Here is a 19,015-nt window from a genome sequence, read left to right on the forward strand (position 1 = left end):
TCTATTTGCCACGAAACAAGATTGAAGGGTACTTTTAAGTAATCTTTAATTTAAGCTATATTTCCCCGTTTAATGATCAAAATTAAGGATTCAATACGATATAAGCAACATCAAAGTCCTAAATCAATGTATAAAAATGAAATACACTAATAAACCTCTACTTCTAAATGGAGTAGGGTTTTTTATTGTTATTAAAACAATATATATTGCAAAGAAAATATTGTCATTCACATAAAAACTGTGTATAATGTATATAAAGTATATATACATTATTTATTAGAAGAGGGATGCGGCATGCATATAATCATTTCCAATACTTCGAAAGAACCCCTTTATGAGCAGATTTATATGCAAATAAAGAAGCAGATTTTGACGAATGAACTAAAAGCAGGAGAGGCGTTACCCTCTATGCGGCAATTAGCCAAAGACTTAGATATAAGTGTGATCACAACCAAACGGGCGTATGAAGAGCTTGAGAAAAATGGGTTTATTTTCTCAATCGTCGGAAAAGGGTCGTTTGTGTCTGAACAAAATAATGAAATGATTCTGGAACGGAAAATGAAAGTCATCGAAGAACAGTTAATGGCGGCAATCCAAAATAGTAAAGAAATAGGAGTAGAATTAACCGAATTACAGGAATTACTTACTATGCTATATAAGGAGGACCAATGATGGAAAACGTAATTGAACTCCAACATGTAAATAAGGCGTTCAAAGGATTTGAACTGAAAGATTTATCAGTCTCAGTTAAGAAAGGCTTTGTTACAGGATTTATTGGCGGAAATGGAGCAGGAAAATCCACAACCATCAAGTTGATTATGAATTTATTACAACCAGATAGCGGAGAGGTTACCATTTTTGGTATGAATTATAAGAAGAATGAAAAAGAAATCAAACAACGAATTGGCTTTGTGTTTGATCATAATGTTTTTTATGAAACTATTTCCTTATCAGATATTAAAAAAATCATAAAACCAAGCTATAAAAGATGGGACGATTCTCTATTCAATGATTATGTAGATCGGTTCGAACTACCATTAAAGAAAAAGCTAAAAACTTTTTCAAAAGGAATGATGATGAAGGCTTCATTAGCCATTGCGTTATCTCATCATCCTGAGTTAATTATTATGGATGAACCAACATCGGGATTAGACCCCATTTTTCGTAGAGAGCTGTTAGATGTTCTTCGAGATCTCATGCAGGATGGGGAAAGAACGATTTTCTTCTCGACGCATATTACAACAGACTTAGATCGAATTGCGGATTATATTACCTTTATTCATAATGGAGAACATATTTTTACAAAAGAAAATTATAAAATTGAAGAAGAATATGCGATTGTAAAAGGAGAAAGTAATCTATTAGACCGTGATACAGAACGAGAATTTATCGGGATTCGAAAAAGTAAACATGGATTTGAAGCATTAACGACAAATAAGCAGCGTACGTTAAGGGTCTTTGGCGATACGGTTATGTTGGAGAAGCCAACCCTTGAAGATATTATGCTATATACCAAGAAGGGAGAAGATCAATATGTTCAATCTCATTCGTAAAGATATTGCATTACAGAAAAATACATTAATAATTATGATCCCTTTGTTATTGATCTATTTATCTTTAGGTTCTTCTTCTATCTTCGTGGGTGTTTTATTTTGTATGGCCATCATTATGCAAAGCTTTTCAATGGATGAAAAATCCTCTATCCATCTCCTATTGAATTCTTTGCCTTATACTCGAAAAGAAATCGTCAGTTCAAAATATATGAGTGCAGGTGTTTTTACTTTCCTGGTTGTGCTGACTATTTTTTTAGGGAATTTACTCATTCATAGAGAAATCATCCAATGGGAACCACTATTGATGATCATCAGTATGGTTGCGCTGTTTATTTCACTTGCATTTCCATTTTCTTATCTATTTAAAAGTCAATATTTAATGTTTGTTCTCGGGGCTTTGTTTGTCCTTTATATTGTGGTGGTCAATACATTTATCCCTAATTTTAATGATAGAGTAAGAGAAGGAATGATCATGGTCCTTTCTTCTGAAAATTCACTGTTGTATGTGGGAATCTTGCTAGCGGTTGGATGTCTCTACATTCTTTCATGGATGTTCTCGATCCGTATTTATAGCAGGAAAGTATTTTAAGAATGAATGCTCTTCGAAACGATATGTTCTTTCAATCAATTTGTTCAAACTTGTAAAAGTTATCATCTAACAATATTTTATAAAAAACTTTTGGATCTTCTGCAATTGGATACCTTTCTGTAATAAGGATAGTGCCCTTTTTTCATTTTCAGAGCAAGATTGTGGAATGGTTATTATTTATGGATAGGTAATTGAGACAAAAATGTAAGATTTGTTCTCATTCTGTAAGTTACTTCGATTATAACCTTTACACTTCCTTGATATTCTTATGTAATTAGAAATCATAAGGGAATACAAAATGGAAGTTATTGATTTATTAAAAGCTGTCCTTTTAGGACTTTTTGAAGGATTAATCGAATTGGCTCCCTTCTAAGAAAAATAGTTTATTCAATAATAAAATTCAAGTTATTAAGTCAAAAGATTGGTATAAGGAATTAAAAAAGAATTTATTTATCTTTAATAAAACCCTTTAGAAAATATATTTAAAATTAGGAAATTGAAATTATCTTAAAAGACAAAAGAAAATTAGAGGCGTTTCAAGAACAATTTAATCAAGTGTTAGTTAAAGAAGGTTTATAGGTTATCTTTTTTATACGAACGGGTGCGTTTGTTGAACAAAAAGAAAGAGGTTGATACATATTAGATAAACTAATATACATCAACTTCTATTTTTTTGACTTTTTACGATTTAGGTCTTGAAAAACTTAAAGAAGGGTTTTGAGGGTAATTTAAAAAATACGTCTTCTTAATCGAAATGAAAAGACGAAAATGACTGCTACAAAGGGTACAAATCTTCTTCTGAAGCCTGATATCAAGAAGAAACCTCCTCGAGGTGGATCTCCACTAATTACTCCCCGATATACTCTACCGTTACGCATTCTTACTTCAACCGGTTCGCCTCGGTATCTCATCATTGGATTCATTTATTTTATCACTTCCTTTTAGAAAGAATGTTGTAATTATCAAGCAATATTAATTAATAACCGCCTCCAACAAAAGAAACTCCTACAATGATAAGGAGAATGAATAATACTACAATCAAAGCAAACCCCATTCCCATTCCATGTCCATGATCTGACATAATTAACACCTCCTGTTTATAAAACGGATACCAGAGGATATCCTACTATAACAATATGCAAATCCTAATTTTTTGTAATGGACAATCGTGCGAGATATTAGAAAGTTCCATATTTATCTACTGGATTTATGTACTATGAGTAAAAGCGTATGCAACAAACATACGCTTTTTGTAGACGAATATTATAGGAATGATGGAGAATACGGCTAATGTATAATTAGTATAAGTAATTATACAGAAGGGTAGTAAGGTTAATAGCCTTAATGATTTAAATAAGATTACTGTTAAACCATTACTGTATGTAGTTAAAGAAAAAGGAGAAGGGAAAACTTGAGTGCTTGCATTTATTTTGAGTATAGACTTTTTCAGTGGTCCCGAATCTTCCAATCTTTTCAATGGGCATATAAGGCTACCTGTAAAAGTTTTCTTTATATCTTCATAGTTAGCATGTCCTGTGTAAAAAGAATGAATTTACATATAAATCTGATTATTATATTTTTTTGTGATAAATGTTACATCTTTAAATCTAAAAATTGTTTTAACATATGTGTAAATAAAACATGTACATATAAGAGGTGAATATTGATGAAGATTGGTACACCCGTGATATTTAATGGAGAAAAATATACGATTAGATGGCTATATGACAATGGAAATTGTGAAATTAAGAAGCGGGATGTAGAACAAGTGGAATTAGTGTCACTTTCTGTGCTTGAAATCTATGAAGAAACTGCCCAATTTTGTTAATCTATGTTTTATGTTTGTTGATAAATAAGATAAAAAGAGGAGTTGTAGGTTTTATGAAAAATACCGTTAACCTTTCTTTAGAGGAGTTGGATAGACGTATTGCTCATTTTGAGTTTCGTCTTATGGATTTTAGTATCAGTGAGGATCAAGAAGAGTTTATCAAAGGAATATTAAGGGAGCTAAAGAAAGCCAAAGAAATCAAGATCTCCCAAACTTTATAAAACAAGGGGAAAACAAGGGGGACGGTTCTAGTGTTTCATTTTGTGAATAGGGGATGGCACAAAATCCAAACCCAAATACTTACTGTTAGCACCCAAAAATGAAATGTCAGAACCGTCCCTGTATGCACTATTTTATTATCTCTAGTAAGCTTTCTAGTTTATTTATTTCGTATGTAGGTTTTATCGACGATGTATGATTTTCCTTGTATCTCGGATTGAACCAACAGGTATCAATTCCATAGTTCATTCCGCCTTGAATATCAGAAGTTAAGGAATCTCCCACCATTAATACGTTGGATTTTTCTGTGATCCGCAGCTTGCTAAAAGCAAAATCAAAAATTTCGGTTTGTGGTTTTTGGAAACGAGTGGATTCTGAAATAATGATATGTTCAAATAGACCTTTTAACGGGGAATTGTTAATTCTTGATGTTTGAACATCTGTAAACCCGTTCGTAATAATGCCCAAGCGTTTATGTGAAAGAGCACGAATGACTTTTTCAGCACCTTGAACAAGGTGCGTTAGTTCTTTAAGTAATGTTAAATAATCCTGATTGAATACATCTCCGTCAATGTCAAGTCCGTGTGCTATAAATAATCTCCTAAACCTTTCAGAACCTAGTTCAACAAGGCTCATTTTTCCATTTTCTAATTCTCTCCACAACATGTTACTAATTTCTTGGTAACTCTTCTCGTATAGCTTTAAGTTATTTAATAAATTGTATTGATTAAAGACTTTATTAAAAGCTTCTTGCTCCGCTTTAGTAAAATCAAAAAGCGTGTCATCTATATCGAAAAATATAATATCGTAATTCTTCATTTTATCCCATACTTTCTAATTCTGTTAAACATCCGTAAAAATACTCTACTTCCTATAAATCTATTTTTATACATCATATTAACCGTTCTTTTTCGTAAAGGTCAACAATAATAAAATAGGGCAACCAGATTAATCAAATAAGCATGTGAAAAGATTTATTTAAGATAACGAGCAAGATTATTCAATAAATGATTTAAATAAAGCATGGTGAAAAGCAAATTCATTTTTATAAATGATCTCCCATCTAAAGAAAACACATCAGCTTTGGAAAGTTTTTCTACAATAACATCTTGTCTAGATAAATTTAATAGGATACAATGACTGTATTGTTTTACCGCTTTATCAGAATAAAGCGCATTGTGTTTTGATATGATTTGTTAAGTTTTCATACCTCTGGAGAAGATTCAACAGATCTATTAGATGAAAAAGAAGAAATATATTTACTATTTTTATAGGAGAGAATGTAATCATGTTAGCAGAAAAAGTAGAGAATCAGGAACAAAAAAATATGAAAATATCAAAAATACCACATACTTTTATAATCCTATTTGGTATTATTGTTCTCCTCGCCATTGCGACGTATTTCATTCCATCTGGTCAATATGATCGAGAAACGAATGAAGATGGAAGAACGGTTGTGATCAATGGAACCTATCATGAAACCGAAGCAAGTCCGGCAGGTTTCCTAGATATCTTCACCTCCGTATTTGATGGAATGGTTCAAAGTGCCGATATCATCTTTTTATTGTTTATTGTTGGTGGATCATTTGGCATTTTATCAAGTACGGGTGCGATTGAAGGATTGTTTAACAGATTAATGACAAAGCTAAAAGGTAATGAGGTTTATTTAATCCCAATACTTACGACTTTTTTTGCGATCTGTGGAGCAACGTTTGGAATGGCTGAAGAGAGTATCCCATACTTAATTATTCTTTTACCTTTCCTTCTTAAACTAGGATTTGACCGAATCATTGCAGTAGCAACCTCCCTGATTGGCACATCCATTGGCTATGCGGGAGCCGTTACCAATCCATTTAATGTTGGGGTGGCACAAGGGATTTCAGAATTACCCTTGTTCTCTGGAATGTCCGTACGAATTGTTTTACTAGCCATCTTGATTATTGTGACAAATATTTATCTTATGCGATATTCTAAAATGATCCTCGCAAATCCCGAGAGAAGTCTTGACTACGGAAATAAACCGTTTATTTCAGATAATGAAAACGTAACATTTAGTCAGCAATTAACGAAAAGCAAAGTGGTTATTTTACTGCTCTTTCTTCTTACCATTTTCATCATTCCTTTTGGAATCATCAAGTACGGATGGTATATGAAGGAAATCGCTTCTCTATTTTTAGTTATGGGTGTGATTGTAGGGATTATTGCAAAAATGAATTATAATGAGATCGCCGAATCCTTTACAAAGGGATGTAATGATATGGTTGTCGCAGCATTGGCTGTTGGTTTAGCGCATAGTGCAGTCGTCATCCTAGAAAATTCGGATGCGATTGATACAATCGTCTACTCGTTATCTAGTTTAATTGATGGGCTACCGTCAACATTTGCAGTAGGTGGAATCTATGGTGTGCAGAGTGTGATCAACTATATTGTGAGTTCAGGAAGTGGACAAGCCGCCTTAACGATGCCGCTCATGGCGCCATTAGCGGATTTACTTGAAGTACACAGACAAACGGCCGTTCTAGCCTTTCAAATTGGTGATGGTGTTTCCAATGCACTTACACCTACCAATGGACATTTGATGGCCGCTTTAGCCATTGCTGGATTATCCTGGATTAAGTGGGCAAGATTCCTTATTCCATTATTACTCATCCTTTATGTGGTTGGTTTCATTTACCTTCTCATTATCCATCAATTCGTATGGGTATTTTAATAAAATTGCTTATAAGTAGAAAGGGAGAACACGATGTACGATAGTTTACAGAAACTAAATGAGATCCCCGTATTTCATTTCTTTTCCGAAATATCCCAAATCCCGAGATGTTCAGGAAACGAAAAAGAAATTAGTGATTATTTAGTCCGCTTTGCTCATGAACGTAATTTAGAAGTTATTCAAGATGAGACATTAAATGTCATTATCAAAAAACCTGCTACCCAAGGATATGAACAGGGTCCAACTGTGATTATCCAGGGACATATGGATATGGTCTGTGAGAAAAATGAGGGGACCATTCATGATTTTAATAAAGATCCATTAAAGTTACGGATCCAAGACGATATGTTATATGCGACAGATACGACACTAGGAGCGGATAATGGCATTGCGGTCGCGTATGCATTAGCGTTATTGGATTCTACGGATATCCCACATCCAGCACTGGAAGTTGTCATTACGACAGAGGAAGAAACAACGATGAAGGGTGCTTTATCCGTTGATCCTAGCCATTTTGAAGGAAAAATGTTGATCAATATTGATTCAGAGGAAGACGATAAACTGTTGGTCAGTAGTGCAGGGGGATTACAGACCATTTTAGAGATTCCGATTATCGAAGAAACTGAGCGTGCGGGATACGAAAGTTTTACTCTATCGGTGAAAGGGTTAATCGGGGGACACTCTGGAATTGAAATTGATCAGGAAAGAGGTAATGCTCTTAAAATAATCGGACGCCTGCTGTATGACCTGTCCACTGATTTTTCATTTGTCATCCAACAAATCCGTGGAGGAATGGCATCCAATGCCATTCCTCGCGAAGTATTTGTGACCATCGCTTTTCCAGAAGGGGAAGTCGATTCATTACAAGAAAAAATACAAATATGGACCAATACGCTAAAAAACGAGTTTGCCATTTCAGACCCAGATGTGTTCGTTGAGCTGAAGAGAGAAGAAGGCTCCTTGTCGACTTGTTTCTCAGAAGAAACAACACGTAAGGTCATCACAGCCCTCATGCTATTGCCAAATGGAATTCAAAATATGAGTATGGAATTGAAAGGGCTCGTAGAGAGTTCGGTAAATGTAGGTGTAGTGGATACAACAAAAACCTCCATTATTATCGAAAGTGACGTCAGAAGTTCAGTGAAAAGCCGCAAATATGCGATTACAGAACAATCTCGATTGGTGGCTGAGAGCTTAGATTGCAAGTTTACGGTTACCTCTGATTACCCAGAATGGCCATACAATCCTGATTCAGCATTACGTCAATTATTTGAAAAGGTCTATTTTGAAAGAGAAGGAAAAGAGATTGAAGTGATTGCCGTGCATGCAGGGATCGAGTGCGGGATTTTTATCGAAAAAATTCCCGGTTTAGATGCAATTTCGATTGGTCCCGATACGTTTGATGTACATACTCCAAATGAGCATGTTAGCATCCCGTCTATGCTAAATAATTGGGAATATTTCCTGGCGGTACTAAAAGAAATGAAATAGATGGTATGTCGATGTGGGTGGTAGTGTGAAGAAGCCTTGATGCCCCCAATGTACGATTTAACAACCCTGTCTGTTTGTGTTTGCAAACAGCAGGGTTGTTTTTTTTATTACTTTTGCAATTGTTTCTGAGCGATTCTTGGAAAGGAATTTTGTAATTAATAGTTTTCTGAATATACGGTACATAAACTCCTTTATTTTGCCAACGTTTGGATTATGATTATCCTTATTAACAATCGTAGTTATTAATTCAAAAAGAGTAATAGCATCTATATAACCTGTTCAGTGAAAAGTGTAATGATTATGAAAAAAATATTAAGTTTGTTAAGGAATTGTAATTCTCATATATGAAAAATGACCCATACTTTTTACAAAAGTTTGGGTTTTCTTTTTGTTTTTAAAGTAAAGTAGTTGTATTTTGTTTGGTTTTTAAAATAAATGTTTGTTTATTTACAATTAAAAAAGTAAGTGTCATAAGGTCTTGTGACGTGTAGATCGGAGATCGTTTGAGTGTGAAATGACATGTTACTAGGAACTAAAACGAAATAATATGAATTTACATAATGTTTACGAATCAAATGTGTTTGATTAACATTTGGAAAGTATATTGGAAAAGTAAACAAAAACGAAACAAAAACAAAACAGACAGATAATACGTTTGAATAATGTTTGTTTAGGGTTTACTAATAAAAGATTACTAATTTTAAAACAAAACAAACATTAAGAATGTAAAAACAAATACAAAGAACTTCTGATTTGAAAATGGAGGAGAAGTGAGTGGCAAGAATTGAGTTAAAGCATTTATATAAGGATTATGTTGATGGTGTACATGCTGTTACAGATTTTGATTTAACAATTGAAAATGAAGAATTCATTGTGTTAGTTGGACCATCTGGATGCGGGAAATCAACGACATTGCGAATGATTGCAGGTCTTGAAGACATATCTTCCGGAGAAATAACTATAGATGGTAAGCAACAAAATAATCTTCACCCAAAAGATCGTGACATTGCCATGGTATTCCAAAACTATGCGTTATATCCTCATATGAATGTATATGACAACATGGCTTTTGGTTTGAAAATGCGGAAAACTCCGAAAGATGAAATCGAGCGCCGCGTCAAAAATGCAGCAAAAATTCTTGATATTGAAAAACTATTAGATCGAAAGCCAGCGGAATTATCTGGCGGTCAAAGACAACGGGTTGCATTAGGTCGGGCGATTGTCCGAGAAGCAAAAGTATTCTTGATGGACGAGCCATTATCAAACTTAGACGCAAAGCTTCGGTTCCAAACACGTGCTGAAATCACGAAACTTCATAGAAATTTAAAAGCGACAACGATTTATGTAACGCATGACCAAACAGAAGCGATGTCGATGGCAACACGAATTGTTGTGATGAAAGACGGGTTGATTCAACAAATTGGGACACCGAAAGAAATCTACTTAAAACCTGCGAATGTGTTTGTTGGTAAATTTATCGGATCTCCGGCAATGAACTTTGTCCATGTATCTGTAACAGAAAATAGGTTGGTCATTGGAGATTTAAATTTTCCTTTACCACAAAGTGTGAAACAAAGATTAGCTGATCAAAGATATGTAAATAAAGAGATGTTAATCGGAATTCGACCAGAAGACCTTCAATTAGATGAAGGTGAGCAGAAAGATGTTTCGATTTTAGCAGAAGTTGAACTTTCTGAATTAATGGGTGCGGAAACATTAGTTTACATTAAGTTAAACAGTGAGACCGTGATTTCGAAGATAAATAGTATGGATCAATTTGATGCGGGACAAAAAATTCAGTTAGGTATAAACTTCGATCACATTCATTTCTTTGATAAAGAAACAGAACTTCGTGTTCCAACAATGGATGAAGTTCAAAAAAGGGAAGAAAAGGAAACTCTGACTGCATGAGGGTAGAACTTTTTAAACAAGCTTTTAAAATCAATCAATCCGCTCACCAAGCGCATCTTGTTTACAGAGTGTATGTGCCTGAGAATGTATCAGAAATTGTCGTTCACTTTCAATATGGACCTATTTTAGAAACTGAAAAAGAAACGATTCGAAAAGCGGTTGTCCGAGAAGGGTTACCAGAGTCAGTGATTGGAGAAGACACAACCGTAAGAAATTTACTAACAGTTTCAATCAATGACCCGGAAAGCTTTCGCGGTGCACATCATAACTTCAATGAAGATCAAACACTAATTATTTCCGATGAACGTGCAACAGAAGGATTTATCGCAGGGCCGATTCATGAAGGCTATTGGGAGTTTATCATTAGCTGTCATGGTGTTTTTTCAGAAGAAGTAACCGGTAGCTTACATGTTTTCGCGATGACAGAGTTTGATTTTAATAAAGTGGAAGAAACGATTCCATTTAAAGAACTTGGAATACAGCAAATCGTAAAAGACCGCGAGCGCAAAACAGCAGTTGAACCTATGTCAGTCAAACGGACGGAACTTCATAGTCATACAGTTCACAGTGATGCTCCGCAAACAACAGAGGAATTAATTAGTCAAGCGGAAAAGGAAGAAATCGATTATTTGGCGATTACAGATCATAATACGATTTCAGCTTTACTAGAGGCAGAGCAAAATAAAAACTTTCAGCGTCAAGTTCAGATTTTAAATGGTATTGAGTACACCACGTTTTTTGGACACTTTTTAGTGCATGGTGAAAGAGACAAAATCATCTTTGATTGGACAAAGCTTTCTAAGAAAACATTATCTCACTATCTAGAAAAGCTCCAACAAGATGATGTATATATAACGATTGCTCATCCTTTTGATGGCGGAAATCCATTTTGTACAGGATGCCGGTGGGAATATGTTTTAGAAAATCTCAAATTTGTTGATGCGATTGAGGTTTGGAATGGTACAAATCCTCAAAAATCTTTATCGAATGAAGATGCTTTTCATCAATGGACAAGGGTTTTAAAACAAGGCTATGAAATCGCTGCATCAAGCGGAAGGGACTGGCACAGACTATATCCAGGTGAAGAGATTGCCTATACGTATTTACTCATATCTCAAAACGAAACAGAAGATGAGATTTTAAACTCTCTTAAACTAGGTAGAACCTATATTTCGATCCGTCCGCAAATTGATTTCAAGGTAAACGAGATTCATATTTTAGGAGATCGAGTGGAGGATACGACAGGTGAATTGAAACTTTCGATTACCTTAGACCAACTTAAAGGTGGTGATCTTCTCCGGATTTATTCGCAGGATGGCCTCGTTTTTGAAGAAGTCTTTACGGGTGAACGTCAATGGCAGAAGGAAGTCTTGCTCCGGAACAATGGATATTCACTGCTCCGAATTGAGGTGTTAAATGAGCAACTAGAAAGAGTAGCTTTTACAAATCCAATCTATATTTATTAGAGAGAGGTAGAGGAGGGACGACAGAATTTTGGAAAATGTAGTAGTTCATAATGGCGTACTAAAAACAAAAGATGAACTGGAGTTGCATTATAACCCAGTCAAAGAAAATATTTGGACAAAAATGAAAAAACATAACGTATTTTATATGATGCTGTTTCCGTGTCTCGTTTTCTTCTTCATTTTCTCGTATTGGCCAATGGGTGGTTTAATCTTAGCCTTCAAAGAGTACGGCTTTAATACAGGAGTTTTTGGAGGAGACTGGGTTGGACTCAAGTATTTTGAGCAGTTTTTTTCTGATTCAAGAAGCTGGTTATACGTAAAAAATACGTTGATTGTTAGTTTCTTAAAACTATTCGTATATTTACCGTTTCCTATTCTACTAGCGTTAATGCTAAATGAAGTGAAAAGCAATAAGCTACGAGGTGCTTTCCAAAGTATCACGTATCTGCCTTACTTTATTTCATGGGTCGTTGTGGTTGGGTTAATGAACAGAATGCTAGCACCGGGAACAGGAATGATAAACCAAGCAGTCGCATCATTCGGAGCTGACGGCAGTACTTTTTACATGATGGAAGAAGGATTATTCTATCCACTCGTATTCATCAGTTATCTTTGGAAAAGTATTGGATGGGATTCTATCATATACTTTGCCGCGATTGTAGCGATAGTTCCAACCTTATATGAAGCAGCAGCTATTGATGGTGCAGGGAAATTACGTCAAATCTGGCACGTTACATTACCAGGAATATCAGCAACGATCATTATCCTTTTCATCTTGTCATTAGGCAGTATTTTATCTTCTGGATTTGATCAAATTTTCTTAATGCAAAATCCAGGAAACGCCGATGTTTCTGAAACCATTGATACGTATATTGTCAACACCGGTTTACAAGGCGGACAATTCGGTTATGCAACAGCAATTGGCTTAATGCAAGGGGTTATTGGTTTAATTTTCACCATTATCGTGAATAAAATTACAAGTAAAAAATTCGGAACTTCATTATGGTAAAAAAAGGAGAAGAATACAAAATGAAAACATCTTTGAAAAAGATTTTGGCCACATTTCTAGTGATTTTAACCGCATTTGTTGCGGTCGCTTGTTCAAATGATAAAGCGACCATTAATACGGAAAAACCTGAGGGCGCACCAGATACATGGATTGCAGATCGTACCATTACAGGCTTAGTATTCCAATCTGCCAATGATGCAGGGGTCGATATGAACGAAGACGTTCTCGCTTATATTAAAGAAAGAACAGGGATCACATTAGAATTACAAACCGTCACAAATGATGATTCAACAGAAGCTTTAGCAGCTGGTTTAGCAGCCGGTGATTTACCAGACTTTGTTGCCTTCTATTTAAATAATAGTGGTCGTCCAGAAATGAACCTGTTATTAAAAGCAGCCAATGAAGGAATGTTCCATGATTTAACTCCTTTAATGAAAGAAACAAAAATTTACTCTAAATATTTAGAAGAAGACTATTTACCACAAGATACACGCGATAACATTATGTTCCGTGAAGAATGGGATGGAGCAAGTTACCTCGTGCATATGGCCATTAACCGTAATGCAGGGGATGTAGGTCGTCCATCTGTTGGTGGTTTGTACATTAAAAAAGAGATTGTGGACGCTTTAGGAATTGATCCTCTTGAAGTAACAACATCTGAAGAAATCTATGAATTAGCAAAAGAGATTAAAGCTGGTCAATTCAAGGATGACAATGGAAAAGAAATTACAGTAATGGGTCCAACAGCATGGGGCGGTTCTGACCGTGATTGGTTATACAACGATCTTGTATGGACAGGTGTAAGCGGCGAGAAATTTATGAAAGATGAAAATGGAAAAATCGTACATGAAGCACAAACAGATTATGGGATGGAACGTGTGAAATTTGTTCAAAAATTAATGAGCGAGGGCTTAATGACACCAGAATATTACACAATGGAAGAAACGCGTGCGAAAGAAGGCATCGTGAATGGTTCATTCGGCATTGTTTCTGATATGCACAACTATATGCCAGAAAATAATGATATGACATATATTCCATTAGGTCCAATTGAACGTGTTGATGGTACAAACGATATGGTAATTCCGTATAAATCGGGTTATGCAGGTTGGGCGATTCCTTCAACAACAGAAATGCCAGAACATGTGATGCAATTTGCTGATTGGTTAGCAAGTGAAGAAGGTAAAAGACTCTATTTCTACGGTCTTGAAGGAAGAGACTATGAATTAGACGAAAATGGTAACCCGGTTCCTACACAAGAAGTATTAGATTTAATTGAATCAAATCCAGAAGAAGCGAAAAAACGTGGCTTCCGTGGTGTGGGTGCTTATTGGGGTGAACATTTAGCTTATACAGATATGGACAACTTGGGTGATTTTGGTGAAGTTAGCTATGGAGACAGTGTAGCGAGTGAAGACACGTCTGCAGCAAAAGAAATACTAGATTTATATAACTATGATGAAAGACTTGAAAATGCAAGAATGATAGATGGAATGACCGTCCAATCGTTCCTATATGAATTTGAAGGTGACGATGGCGGTCTTGCAACAGCATTAAATCGTTATAATGAAGATCTTCTTCGTGCTTACTATGCAAAATCAGTTGAAGAAGCACAAAGTATTTTAGCTGAATCTCTACAAAATCTCGAAAAGAATGGATTACAAGACTTCTTAAAATTAGTAGAACAAAAAGAAGCTGAAGGTGTAACCATTAAGTTTTAACTTTTTTTCAGCAAAGTCTCCCACTTCTATAAGTGGCGAGATGGGATGCAAGCTTTTATCAATTCAGTGGGGGTCAACCCCCGGCTGAATGAAGTTAAAGCCTCCGGCGGATGTCTCGGATTTTTTAAAAGGAAATTCGACAGGCGAATTTGATTGTAATCAACCAGTACTGTCTGAAGTGAACAGCTCTCCTTAGAAAAAAGTTAAATTCCCCCAATATTAATTTGACTGATAGATTGGAAAAGAGCTGTCAACGAAGACGAATGTAGGTTTTCAATGCTCCTCTCCTAATCCCTATATGGAGCAGGGGAGGTGTTTTTTAGTAAACAACTTTAGAAAAAAGTCACTTGATAAGGAGACTAAACGAATGAGTAAATCACAAACTGGTTCAACATCATTAAGGATACTGAATATCGCGTTGATTGTATTGTTTTGTTTAGCCATTATTCTACCATTTTTACATGTATTAGCCATGTCATTTAACAGCGGAGTTGACGCGCAAAAAGGCGGCATTGGTTTTTGGCCAAGGGAATGGTCATTGGAAAATTATATGGAAGTGTTTAAACAAGATAATTTAGTCAACGGCTTATTTATTTCGATTTTTAGAACAGTTGTTGGTACGGTTGTAGGTGTCGCGTTAATGTCAATGGCTGCTTATGCAATGACCATTAAAACACTACCAGGAAGAAAACAAATTACATTCTTTGTTTTCTTTACAATGCTCTTTAGTGGTGGGACTGTACCTTATTATCTCGTTTTAACCGAATTAAATTTAACGAATACCATTTGGGTGTACATTATCCCGAGTTTATATAGTGTAACTAATATTCTCTTATTACGAACTTCTTTCAATCAATTGCCATTCTCCGTTATTGAAGCAGCAAGAATTGATGGGTGCAGTGAATTTAAGATTTTTAGAAGCATTGTGATTCCGATGAGTAAACCAGTGCTTGCAACGATTTCTCTATTTACAGCGGTCGGACATTGGAATGATTGGTTTTCCGGTTCATTCTACGTACGGGATGCAAGTTTAAAACCGCTAGCAACCCTTTTACAAGAAATGTTGACAAGGCAAGCGGCACTTTCAGATATCTTATTGAGAAATTCCGGCACGATGGCCTACGCACAGCTCGATAAAATCACGGTTACAAGTGAGTCTCTACAAATGGCGACCATTATTGTTGTTATGATCCCAATGGTTGTGATTTATCCATTTATTCAAAAATATTTTGTTAAAGGAATTACAGTAGGTTCGATTAAAGAATAATTTCGAGGTGAATACAATGAAACTAAAATATCGTGAAGACGGCACATTTAACATCGTACAATTAACAGACTTGCATATCGGATCAATCCCACATCACGAACATGACTATCAAACATTTGACCTGATTGATAAAGCTTTTGAAAAATTAGATGCCGATTTAGTCATGATTACAGGCGACCTAATTTGGAGTGAAGGGGTTCCGAATGCAGATAAAGTTTTTATTGAATTACTAGAGCGCATCAACAAACACCGTGTTCCAGTAGCCATTACGTATGGAAATCATGATTCTGAGGATGAATTTGTTCGTGCGGATATGCGGAAAATGGAAGGCATTTTAGACCATTTTGTTGAAAAGAAAAATTCCTTTATTGTAGAGGATCGGGAAAGCTATACCGTTGAGATTTACGATGAAAAAGACGAAAGCATTCAAAATGTGTTGTATGTGATCGATTCTGGTGCAGCGGCTCCACTTCCGGTCGGCATTTATGATTGGGTTCTTCCAGAACAAGTCAATTGGTTCCGAGAAGTTTCAAAACAGTACAAGCATGAGCGCGGAGTGAAGTCCGATTTAATGTTTATGCATATTCCTCTTCCTGAATACTGGCAAGCTGCGGAAAATATTTTATCAGGTGAATGTAAGGAAACAAATGATATGATTTCAGCTCCATATATTAATACAGGTTTGTTTGCCTCAGCTTATATGAATGGGCAAGTGGCAGCTGTATTTTGCGGACATGATCATGATAATAATTTTGTCGGTGAACATCATGGAATTAAATTGGTATACGGTCAAGTCAGCGGGTATCAATGTTATGGGGACAATGAAAGAGGTGCACGATTGATTCGATTAACAGCGAATGGCATGGAGACGAAAACCGTTGCTGAACGTGAATTCTAAACAGGTACTTGCATCTGAACAGCTGAATATTCCCCGTTTTAGCGTTTTATTTTTACCAATCTTTATCGAACAACTATTTAATATGATTCTCGGAAATATTGATGTGCTGATGCTCAGCCAATATAGCGATGATGCAGTAGCGGCAGTTGGGATGTCCAATCAACTGGTTATGGTTGGGCTGATGATTCTTGGTATTGTTGCACTCGGCAGTTCTGTTCAGCTTATGCAATTGGTTAGTTCACCAAAACAACAATACTTGAAATCTGTCATTAAACATTCGATTTACTTAAACGTGATGATTTCGATCCTTTTAGCACTTGTGTTTTTCATCTTTGGTCGAACATTTCTAACGATGATTCAAACGCCGACCGAATTATTAAATGGTGCCAATACGTATCTTGTTGTTGTCGGAATCAGCCTTATTTTTCAGTCGATTACAACAAGTATGAGTACGGTGTTTCGCAGCTTTGCAATTGTAAAAATTGTGATGATGATTTCGATCTTGACGAACATCTTAAATATTATCGGCAATTATATTGTCATTTTATCTCCATGGGACTTTCTTGGCACTGGGATTAGCGGAGTTGCCAATTCGACTTTAATTGCTCGTTTTGTGGGTGCTGCCCTAATGATCCTTTATTTTATTAAATTACTGCCGCAGCATCGGGATGCTTTTCATTCGTTAAAATTAGAAAAACATACGGTTCGCTCTATTTTTAAACTAGGTTTCCCATCCGCAATGGAAAATGTTTCCTATACAACATCACAAATGATCATTACAGGGATTATTGCAACATTTGGTGCGGCGATGATTACCTCTAAAATTTACTCGCAAAATATTACAACCATTATCTTTACGTTAGCTGCCTCTATTTCAATGGCGAATCAAGTTATTGTTGGACGTTATATCGGATTGGATTTAAAACAACATGCAAAAGAATATACAAAAAAAATCATGGTCCGTTCATTAGTAGTAGGAGTAGCGACATCACTTATCTTAGCTTGTTCAGGTTCGTTCATTATTCAATTGTTCACGGATCATCCTCCTATCAAACAAATGGTTTTGACATTATTATGGTTGAGTATTTTCTTAGAGCCAGGACGAATGGTGAATGAAATTTTAATTGGTGCACTGAATACTGCAGGGGATGTTAAATACCCGACTATGATTTCAATCTTATTTACATTTATCTTTACGGTTCCCATGAGTTTTTTGGTCGGCGTATATTTTGGCTATGGACTAATCGGGGTATGGATCGTATTTATTTTAGATGAATGGACTCGAGCCATGTTGATGTATAAGCGCTGGAAAAATGAATCTTGGCAGCACATTCAAATATTTGAACAAGAGGGAACATAAGATGGTCTGTCAAACGTTAATTCGATAGGGTGAAGATTGTGAACGAGTCATTTTTATGTGATAGGAAAAGGATAAGTTTGTAACATTTATATTTTTTTATAATCAGCAAGAGAAAGGTGAGATATTTGAAGAAAGATGGTCATACACATACAGAGTTCTGCCCGCATGGATCAGGTGAAGATGTAGAACAATTTATACAAAGGGCGATTGCATTAGGGTTTGACGAATATAGTATCACAGAACATAATCCACTGCCAAAACGTTTTATGGACGAAGCAAAAGGTCCGAGTGAGGCAATTGTCACAGGTGGAATGAATGTAAATGATGTAGAGACCTATCTACAAAAAATGCAGCGTTTAAAACAGAAATATAAAAGCGATATAAAAATTAATGTCGGTTTTGAAATCGATTATTTACCAGGCTTTGAAAACTGGACAATCGACTTTTTGAATGAATATGGAAAACTGATCGATGATAGTATCCTCTCGTTGCATTTCCAAAACGGTGTTGGTGGATTTAGATCAAATGATTTTAGCCCGGAAGAATTTGATGCTGGTCTTGTTCAGCATTACGGCAGTTTTCAAAAAGCCCAAGAAAATTATTTTTCCGTTTATTTACAAATGGTCGAAAGTGACCTAGGTTCCTATAAACCCAAACGAATGGGGCATTTAACTTTATGTCAAAAATTCCAAACCTATTTTGAAAAGGAAGCAACGAATTTAAGTCATACATCATTGATTTTAATAGATAACATTTTGGATATAGTGAAAGAAAAAGGATATGAGCTCGATTTTAATACTGCGGGTCTTTTTAAAAAATACTGTGGTGAAACCTATCCGTCGAGTCATGTGATGGACAAGGTAATAGAAAAAGGCGTGACATTCGTCTATGGTTCAGATTCGCATAGCTTGAAAGATGTAGGTCGGGGTTACGATTCATTTGTTGGGAAGTGTAGCAGAAAATCGTTGACCGGGACAAGCAGAGGGTAAAGAA

At 35.6% G+C, this 19,015-nt stretch carries 17 protein-coding genes; 15 read left to right on the forward strand and 2 right to left on the reverse strand.

Annotation, left to right across the window (positions count from 1 at the left end; genetic code table 11):
- The first annotated feature begins 294 nt into the window (after positions 1–294).
- The 3 genes from Q5760_RS08670 to Q5760_RS08680 are packed head-to-tail and all read left to right on the forward strand — an operon-like array spanning position 295 to position 2,142.
- A complete protein-coding gene (locus tag Q5760_RS08670) occupies positions 295–672 on the forward strand; it encodes a GntR family transcriptional regulator (RefSeq protein WP_428911791.1) in 378 nt (125 codons plus the stop codon).
- On the forward strand, positions 672–1,553 hold the full coding sequence (locus Q5760_RS08675; protein WP_428911792.1) for an ABC transporter ATP-binding protein: 882 nt from the start codon (positions 672–674) through the stop codon (positions 1,551–1,553). The genes Q5760_RS08670 and Q5760_RS08675 overlap by 1 nt, the downstream gene beginning before the upstream one ends.
- Positions 1,534–2,142 carry an ABC-2 transporter permease gene (locus Q5760_RS08680; RefSeq protein ID WP_428911793.1) on the forward strand — a complete coding sequence of 203 codons (609 nt, stop codon included), beginning with the start codon at positions 1,534–1,536 and terminating at the stop codon, positions 2,140–2,142. Before Q5760_RS08675 ends, Q5760_RS08680 begins: the two co-directional genes overlap by 20 nt.
- Positions 2,143–3,118: 976 nt before the next feature.
- Here the strand turns inward: Q5760_RS08680 and Q5760_RS08685 are convergent.
- Complete coding sequence (locus Q5760_RS08685) at positions 3,119–3,196, reverse strand: YjcZ family sporulation protein (protein ID WP_428912533.1); 78 nt, start codon at positions 3,194–3,196, stop codon at positions 3,119–3,121.
- 612 nt (positions 3,197–3,808) lie between these two features.
- Between Q5760_RS08685 and Q5760_RS08690 the strand changes: the two genes are divergently transcribed.
- Together Q5760_RS08690 and Q5760_RS08695 are read left to right on the forward strand one after the other, a co-directional pair.
- Positions 3,809–3,970: a hypothetical protein gene (locus tag Q5760_RS08690; RefSeq protein WP_428911794.1), complete on the forward strand. Its 162-nt coding sequence runs from the start codon at positions 3,809–3,811 to the stop codon at positions 3,968–3,970.
- 53 nt (positions 3,971–4,023) lie between these two features.
- Positions 4,024–4,191, forward strand: coding sequence for a hypothetical protein (locus tag Q5760_RS08695; protein WP_428911795.1), 168 nt, complete (start codon positions 4,024–4,026; stop codon positions 4,189–4,191).
- Positions 4,192–4,318: 127 nt separating this feature from the next.
- Here the strand turns inward: Q5760_RS08695 and Q5760_RS08700 are convergent, their stop codons facing one another.
- Positions 4,319–5,008, reverse strand: a complete 690-nt coding sequence (locus Q5760_RS08700) for a YjjG family noncanonical pyrimidine nucleotidase (protein WP_428911796.1) — start codon at positions 5,006–5,008, stop codon at positions 4,319–4,321.
- A 469-nt stretch (positions 5,009–5,477) separates the two neighbouring features.
- On the opposite strand from Q5760_RS08700, the gene Q5760_RS08705 reads away from it, so the two are divergent.
- The 10 genes from Q5760_RS08705 to hisJ all read left to right on the forward strand — a co-directional run bounded on the left by Q5760_RS08705 (position 5,478) and on the right by hisJ (position 19,011).
- Complete coding sequence (locus tag Q5760_RS08705) at positions 5,478–6,899, forward strand: YfcC family protein (RefSeq protein WP_428911797.1); 1,422 nt, start codon at positions 5,478–5,480, stop codon at positions 6,897–6,899.
- 33 nt (positions 6,900–6,932) lie between these two features.
- Complete coding sequence (locus Q5760_RS08710; RefSeq protein WP_428911798.1) at positions 6,933–8,390, forward strand: aminoacyl-histidine dipeptidase; 1,458 nt, start codon at positions 6,933–6,935, stop codon at positions 8,388–8,390.
- 774 nt (positions 8,391–9,164) lie between these two features.
- Positions 9,165–10,301 (forward strand): ABC transporter ATP-binding protein, encoded by a 1,137-nt coding sequence (locus tag Q5760_RS08715; RefSeq protein ID WP_428911799.1) that lies wholly within the window; start codon positions 9,165–9,167, stop codon positions 10,299–10,301.
- Complete coding sequence (locus Q5760_RS08720) at positions 10,298–11,767, forward strand: CehA/McbA family metallohydrolase (protein ID WP_428911800.1); 1,470 nt, start codon at positions 10,298–10,300, stop codon at positions 11,765–11,767. Before Q5760_RS08715 ends, Q5760_RS08720 begins: the two co-directional genes overlap by 4 nt.
- Positions 11,768–11,888: 121 nt before the next feature.
- Complete coding sequence (locus Q5760_RS08725) at positions 11,889–12,776, forward strand: ABC transporter permease (RefSeq protein ID WP_428912534.1); 888 nt, start codon at positions 11,889–11,891, stop codon at positions 12,774–12,776.
- A gap of 20 nt (positions 12,777–12,796) precedes the next feature.
- Positions 12,797–14,497, forward strand: a complete 1,701-nt coding sequence (locus Q5760_RS08730) for an extracellular solute-binding protein (RefSeq protein WP_428911801.1) — start codon at positions 12,797–12,799, stop codon at positions 14,495–14,497.
- A 367-nt stretch (positions 14,498–14,864) separates the two neighbouring features.
- On the forward strand, positions 14,865–15,764 hold the full coding sequence (locus Q5760_RS08735; protein ID WP_428911802.1) for a carbohydrate ABC transporter permease: 900 nt from the start codon (positions 14,865–14,867) through the stop codon (positions 15,762–15,764).
- A gap of 16 nt (positions 15,765–15,780) precedes the next feature.
- Positions 15,781–16,662 carry a metallophosphoesterase family protein gene (locus Q5760_RS08740; RefSeq protein ID WP_428911803.1) on the forward strand — a complete coding sequence of 294 codons (882 nt, stop codon included), beginning with the start codon at positions 15,781–15,783 and terminating at the stop codon, positions 16,660–16,662.
- Positions 16,622–18,022 carry an MATE family efflux transporter gene (locus Q5760_RS08745; protein ID WP_428911804.1) on the forward strand — a complete coding sequence of 467 codons (1,401 nt, stop codon included), beginning with the start codon at positions 16,622–16,624 and terminating at the stop codon, positions 18,020–18,022. The genes Q5760_RS08740 and Q5760_RS08745 overlap by 41 nt, the downstream gene beginning before the upstream one ends.
- Positions 18,023–18,147: 125 nt before the next feature.
- Entirely contained in the window at positions 18,148–19,011 is an 864-nt protein-coding gene (hisJ, locus tag Q5760_RS08750) for a histidinol-phosphatase HisJ (protein WP_428911805.1), read from the forward strand.
- Positions 19,012–19,015 lie beyond the last annotated feature (4 nt).

The organism is Niallia sp. Kr1, assembly GCF_050389805.1.
In the GTDB taxonomy this organism is placed as follows: domain Bacteria; phylum Bacillota; class Bacilli; order Bacillales; family Cytobacillaceae; genus Bacillus_BD.

What these genes read in the sequence shown, in the direction of transcription:
- Q5760_RS08670 (WP_428911791.1), top strand. Translation starts at nt 295, where the DNA reads ATGCATATAATCATTTCCAATACTTCGAAAGAACCCCTTTATGAGCAG.
- Q5760_RS08675 (WP_428911792.1), top strand. Translation starts at nt 672, where the DNA reads ATGGAAAACGTAATTGAACTCCAACATGTAAATAAGGCGTTCAAAGGA.
- Q5760_RS08680 (WP_428911793.1), top strand. Translation starts at nt 1,534, where the DNA reads ATGTTCAATCTCATTCGTAAAGATATTGCATTACAGAAAAATACATTA.
- Q5760_RS08685 (WP_428912533.1), bottom strand. Translation starts at nt 3,196, where the DNA reads ATGGGGTTTGCTTTGATTGTAGTATTATTCATTCTCCTTATCATTGTA.
- Q5760_RS08690 (WP_428911794.1), top strand. Translation starts at nt 3,809, where the DNA reads ATGAAGATTGGTACACCCGTGATATTTAATGGAGAAAAATATACGATT.
- Q5760_RS08695 (WP_428911795.1), top strand. Translation starts at nt 4,024, where the DNA reads ATGAAAAATACCGTTAACCTTTCTTTAGAGGAGTTGGATAGACGTATT.
- Q5760_RS08700 (WP_428911796.1), bottom strand. Translation starts at nt 5,008, where the DNA reads ATGAAGAATTACGATATTATATTTTTCGATATAGATGACACGCTTTTT.
- Q5760_RS08705 (WP_428911797.1), top strand. Translation starts at nt 5,478, where the DNA reads ATGTTAGCAGAAAAAGTAGAGAATCAGGAACAAAAAAATATGAAAATA.
- Q5760_RS08710 (WP_428911798.1), top strand. Translation starts at nt 6,933, where the DNA reads ATGTACGATAGTTTACAGAAACTAAATGAGATCCCCGTATTTCATTTC.
- Q5760_RS08720 (WP_428911800.1), top strand. Translation starts at nt 10,298, where the DNA reads ATGAGGGTAGAACTTTTTAAACAAGCTTTTAAAATCAATCAATCCGCT.
- Q5760_RS08725 (WP_428912534.1), top strand. Translation starts at nt 11,889, where the DNA reads ATGAAAAAACATAACGTATTTTATATGATGCTGTTTCCGTGTCTCGTT.
- Q5760_RS08730 (WP_428911801.1), top strand. Translation starts at nt 12,797, where the DNA reads ATGAAAACATCTTTGAAAAAGATTTTGGCCACATTTCTAGTGATTTTA.
- Q5760_RS08735 (WP_428911802.1), top strand. Translation starts at nt 14,865, where the DNA reads ATGAGTAAATCACAAACTGGTTCAACATCATTAAGGATACTGAATATC.
- Q5760_RS08740 (WP_428911803.1), top strand. Translation starts at nt 15,781, where the DNA reads ATGAAACTAAAATATCGTGAAGACGGCACATTTAACATCGTACAATTA.
- Q5760_RS08745 (WP_428911804.1), top strand. Translation starts at nt 16,622, where the DNA reads ATGGCATGGAGACGAAAACCGTTGCTGAACGTGAATTCTAAACAGGTA.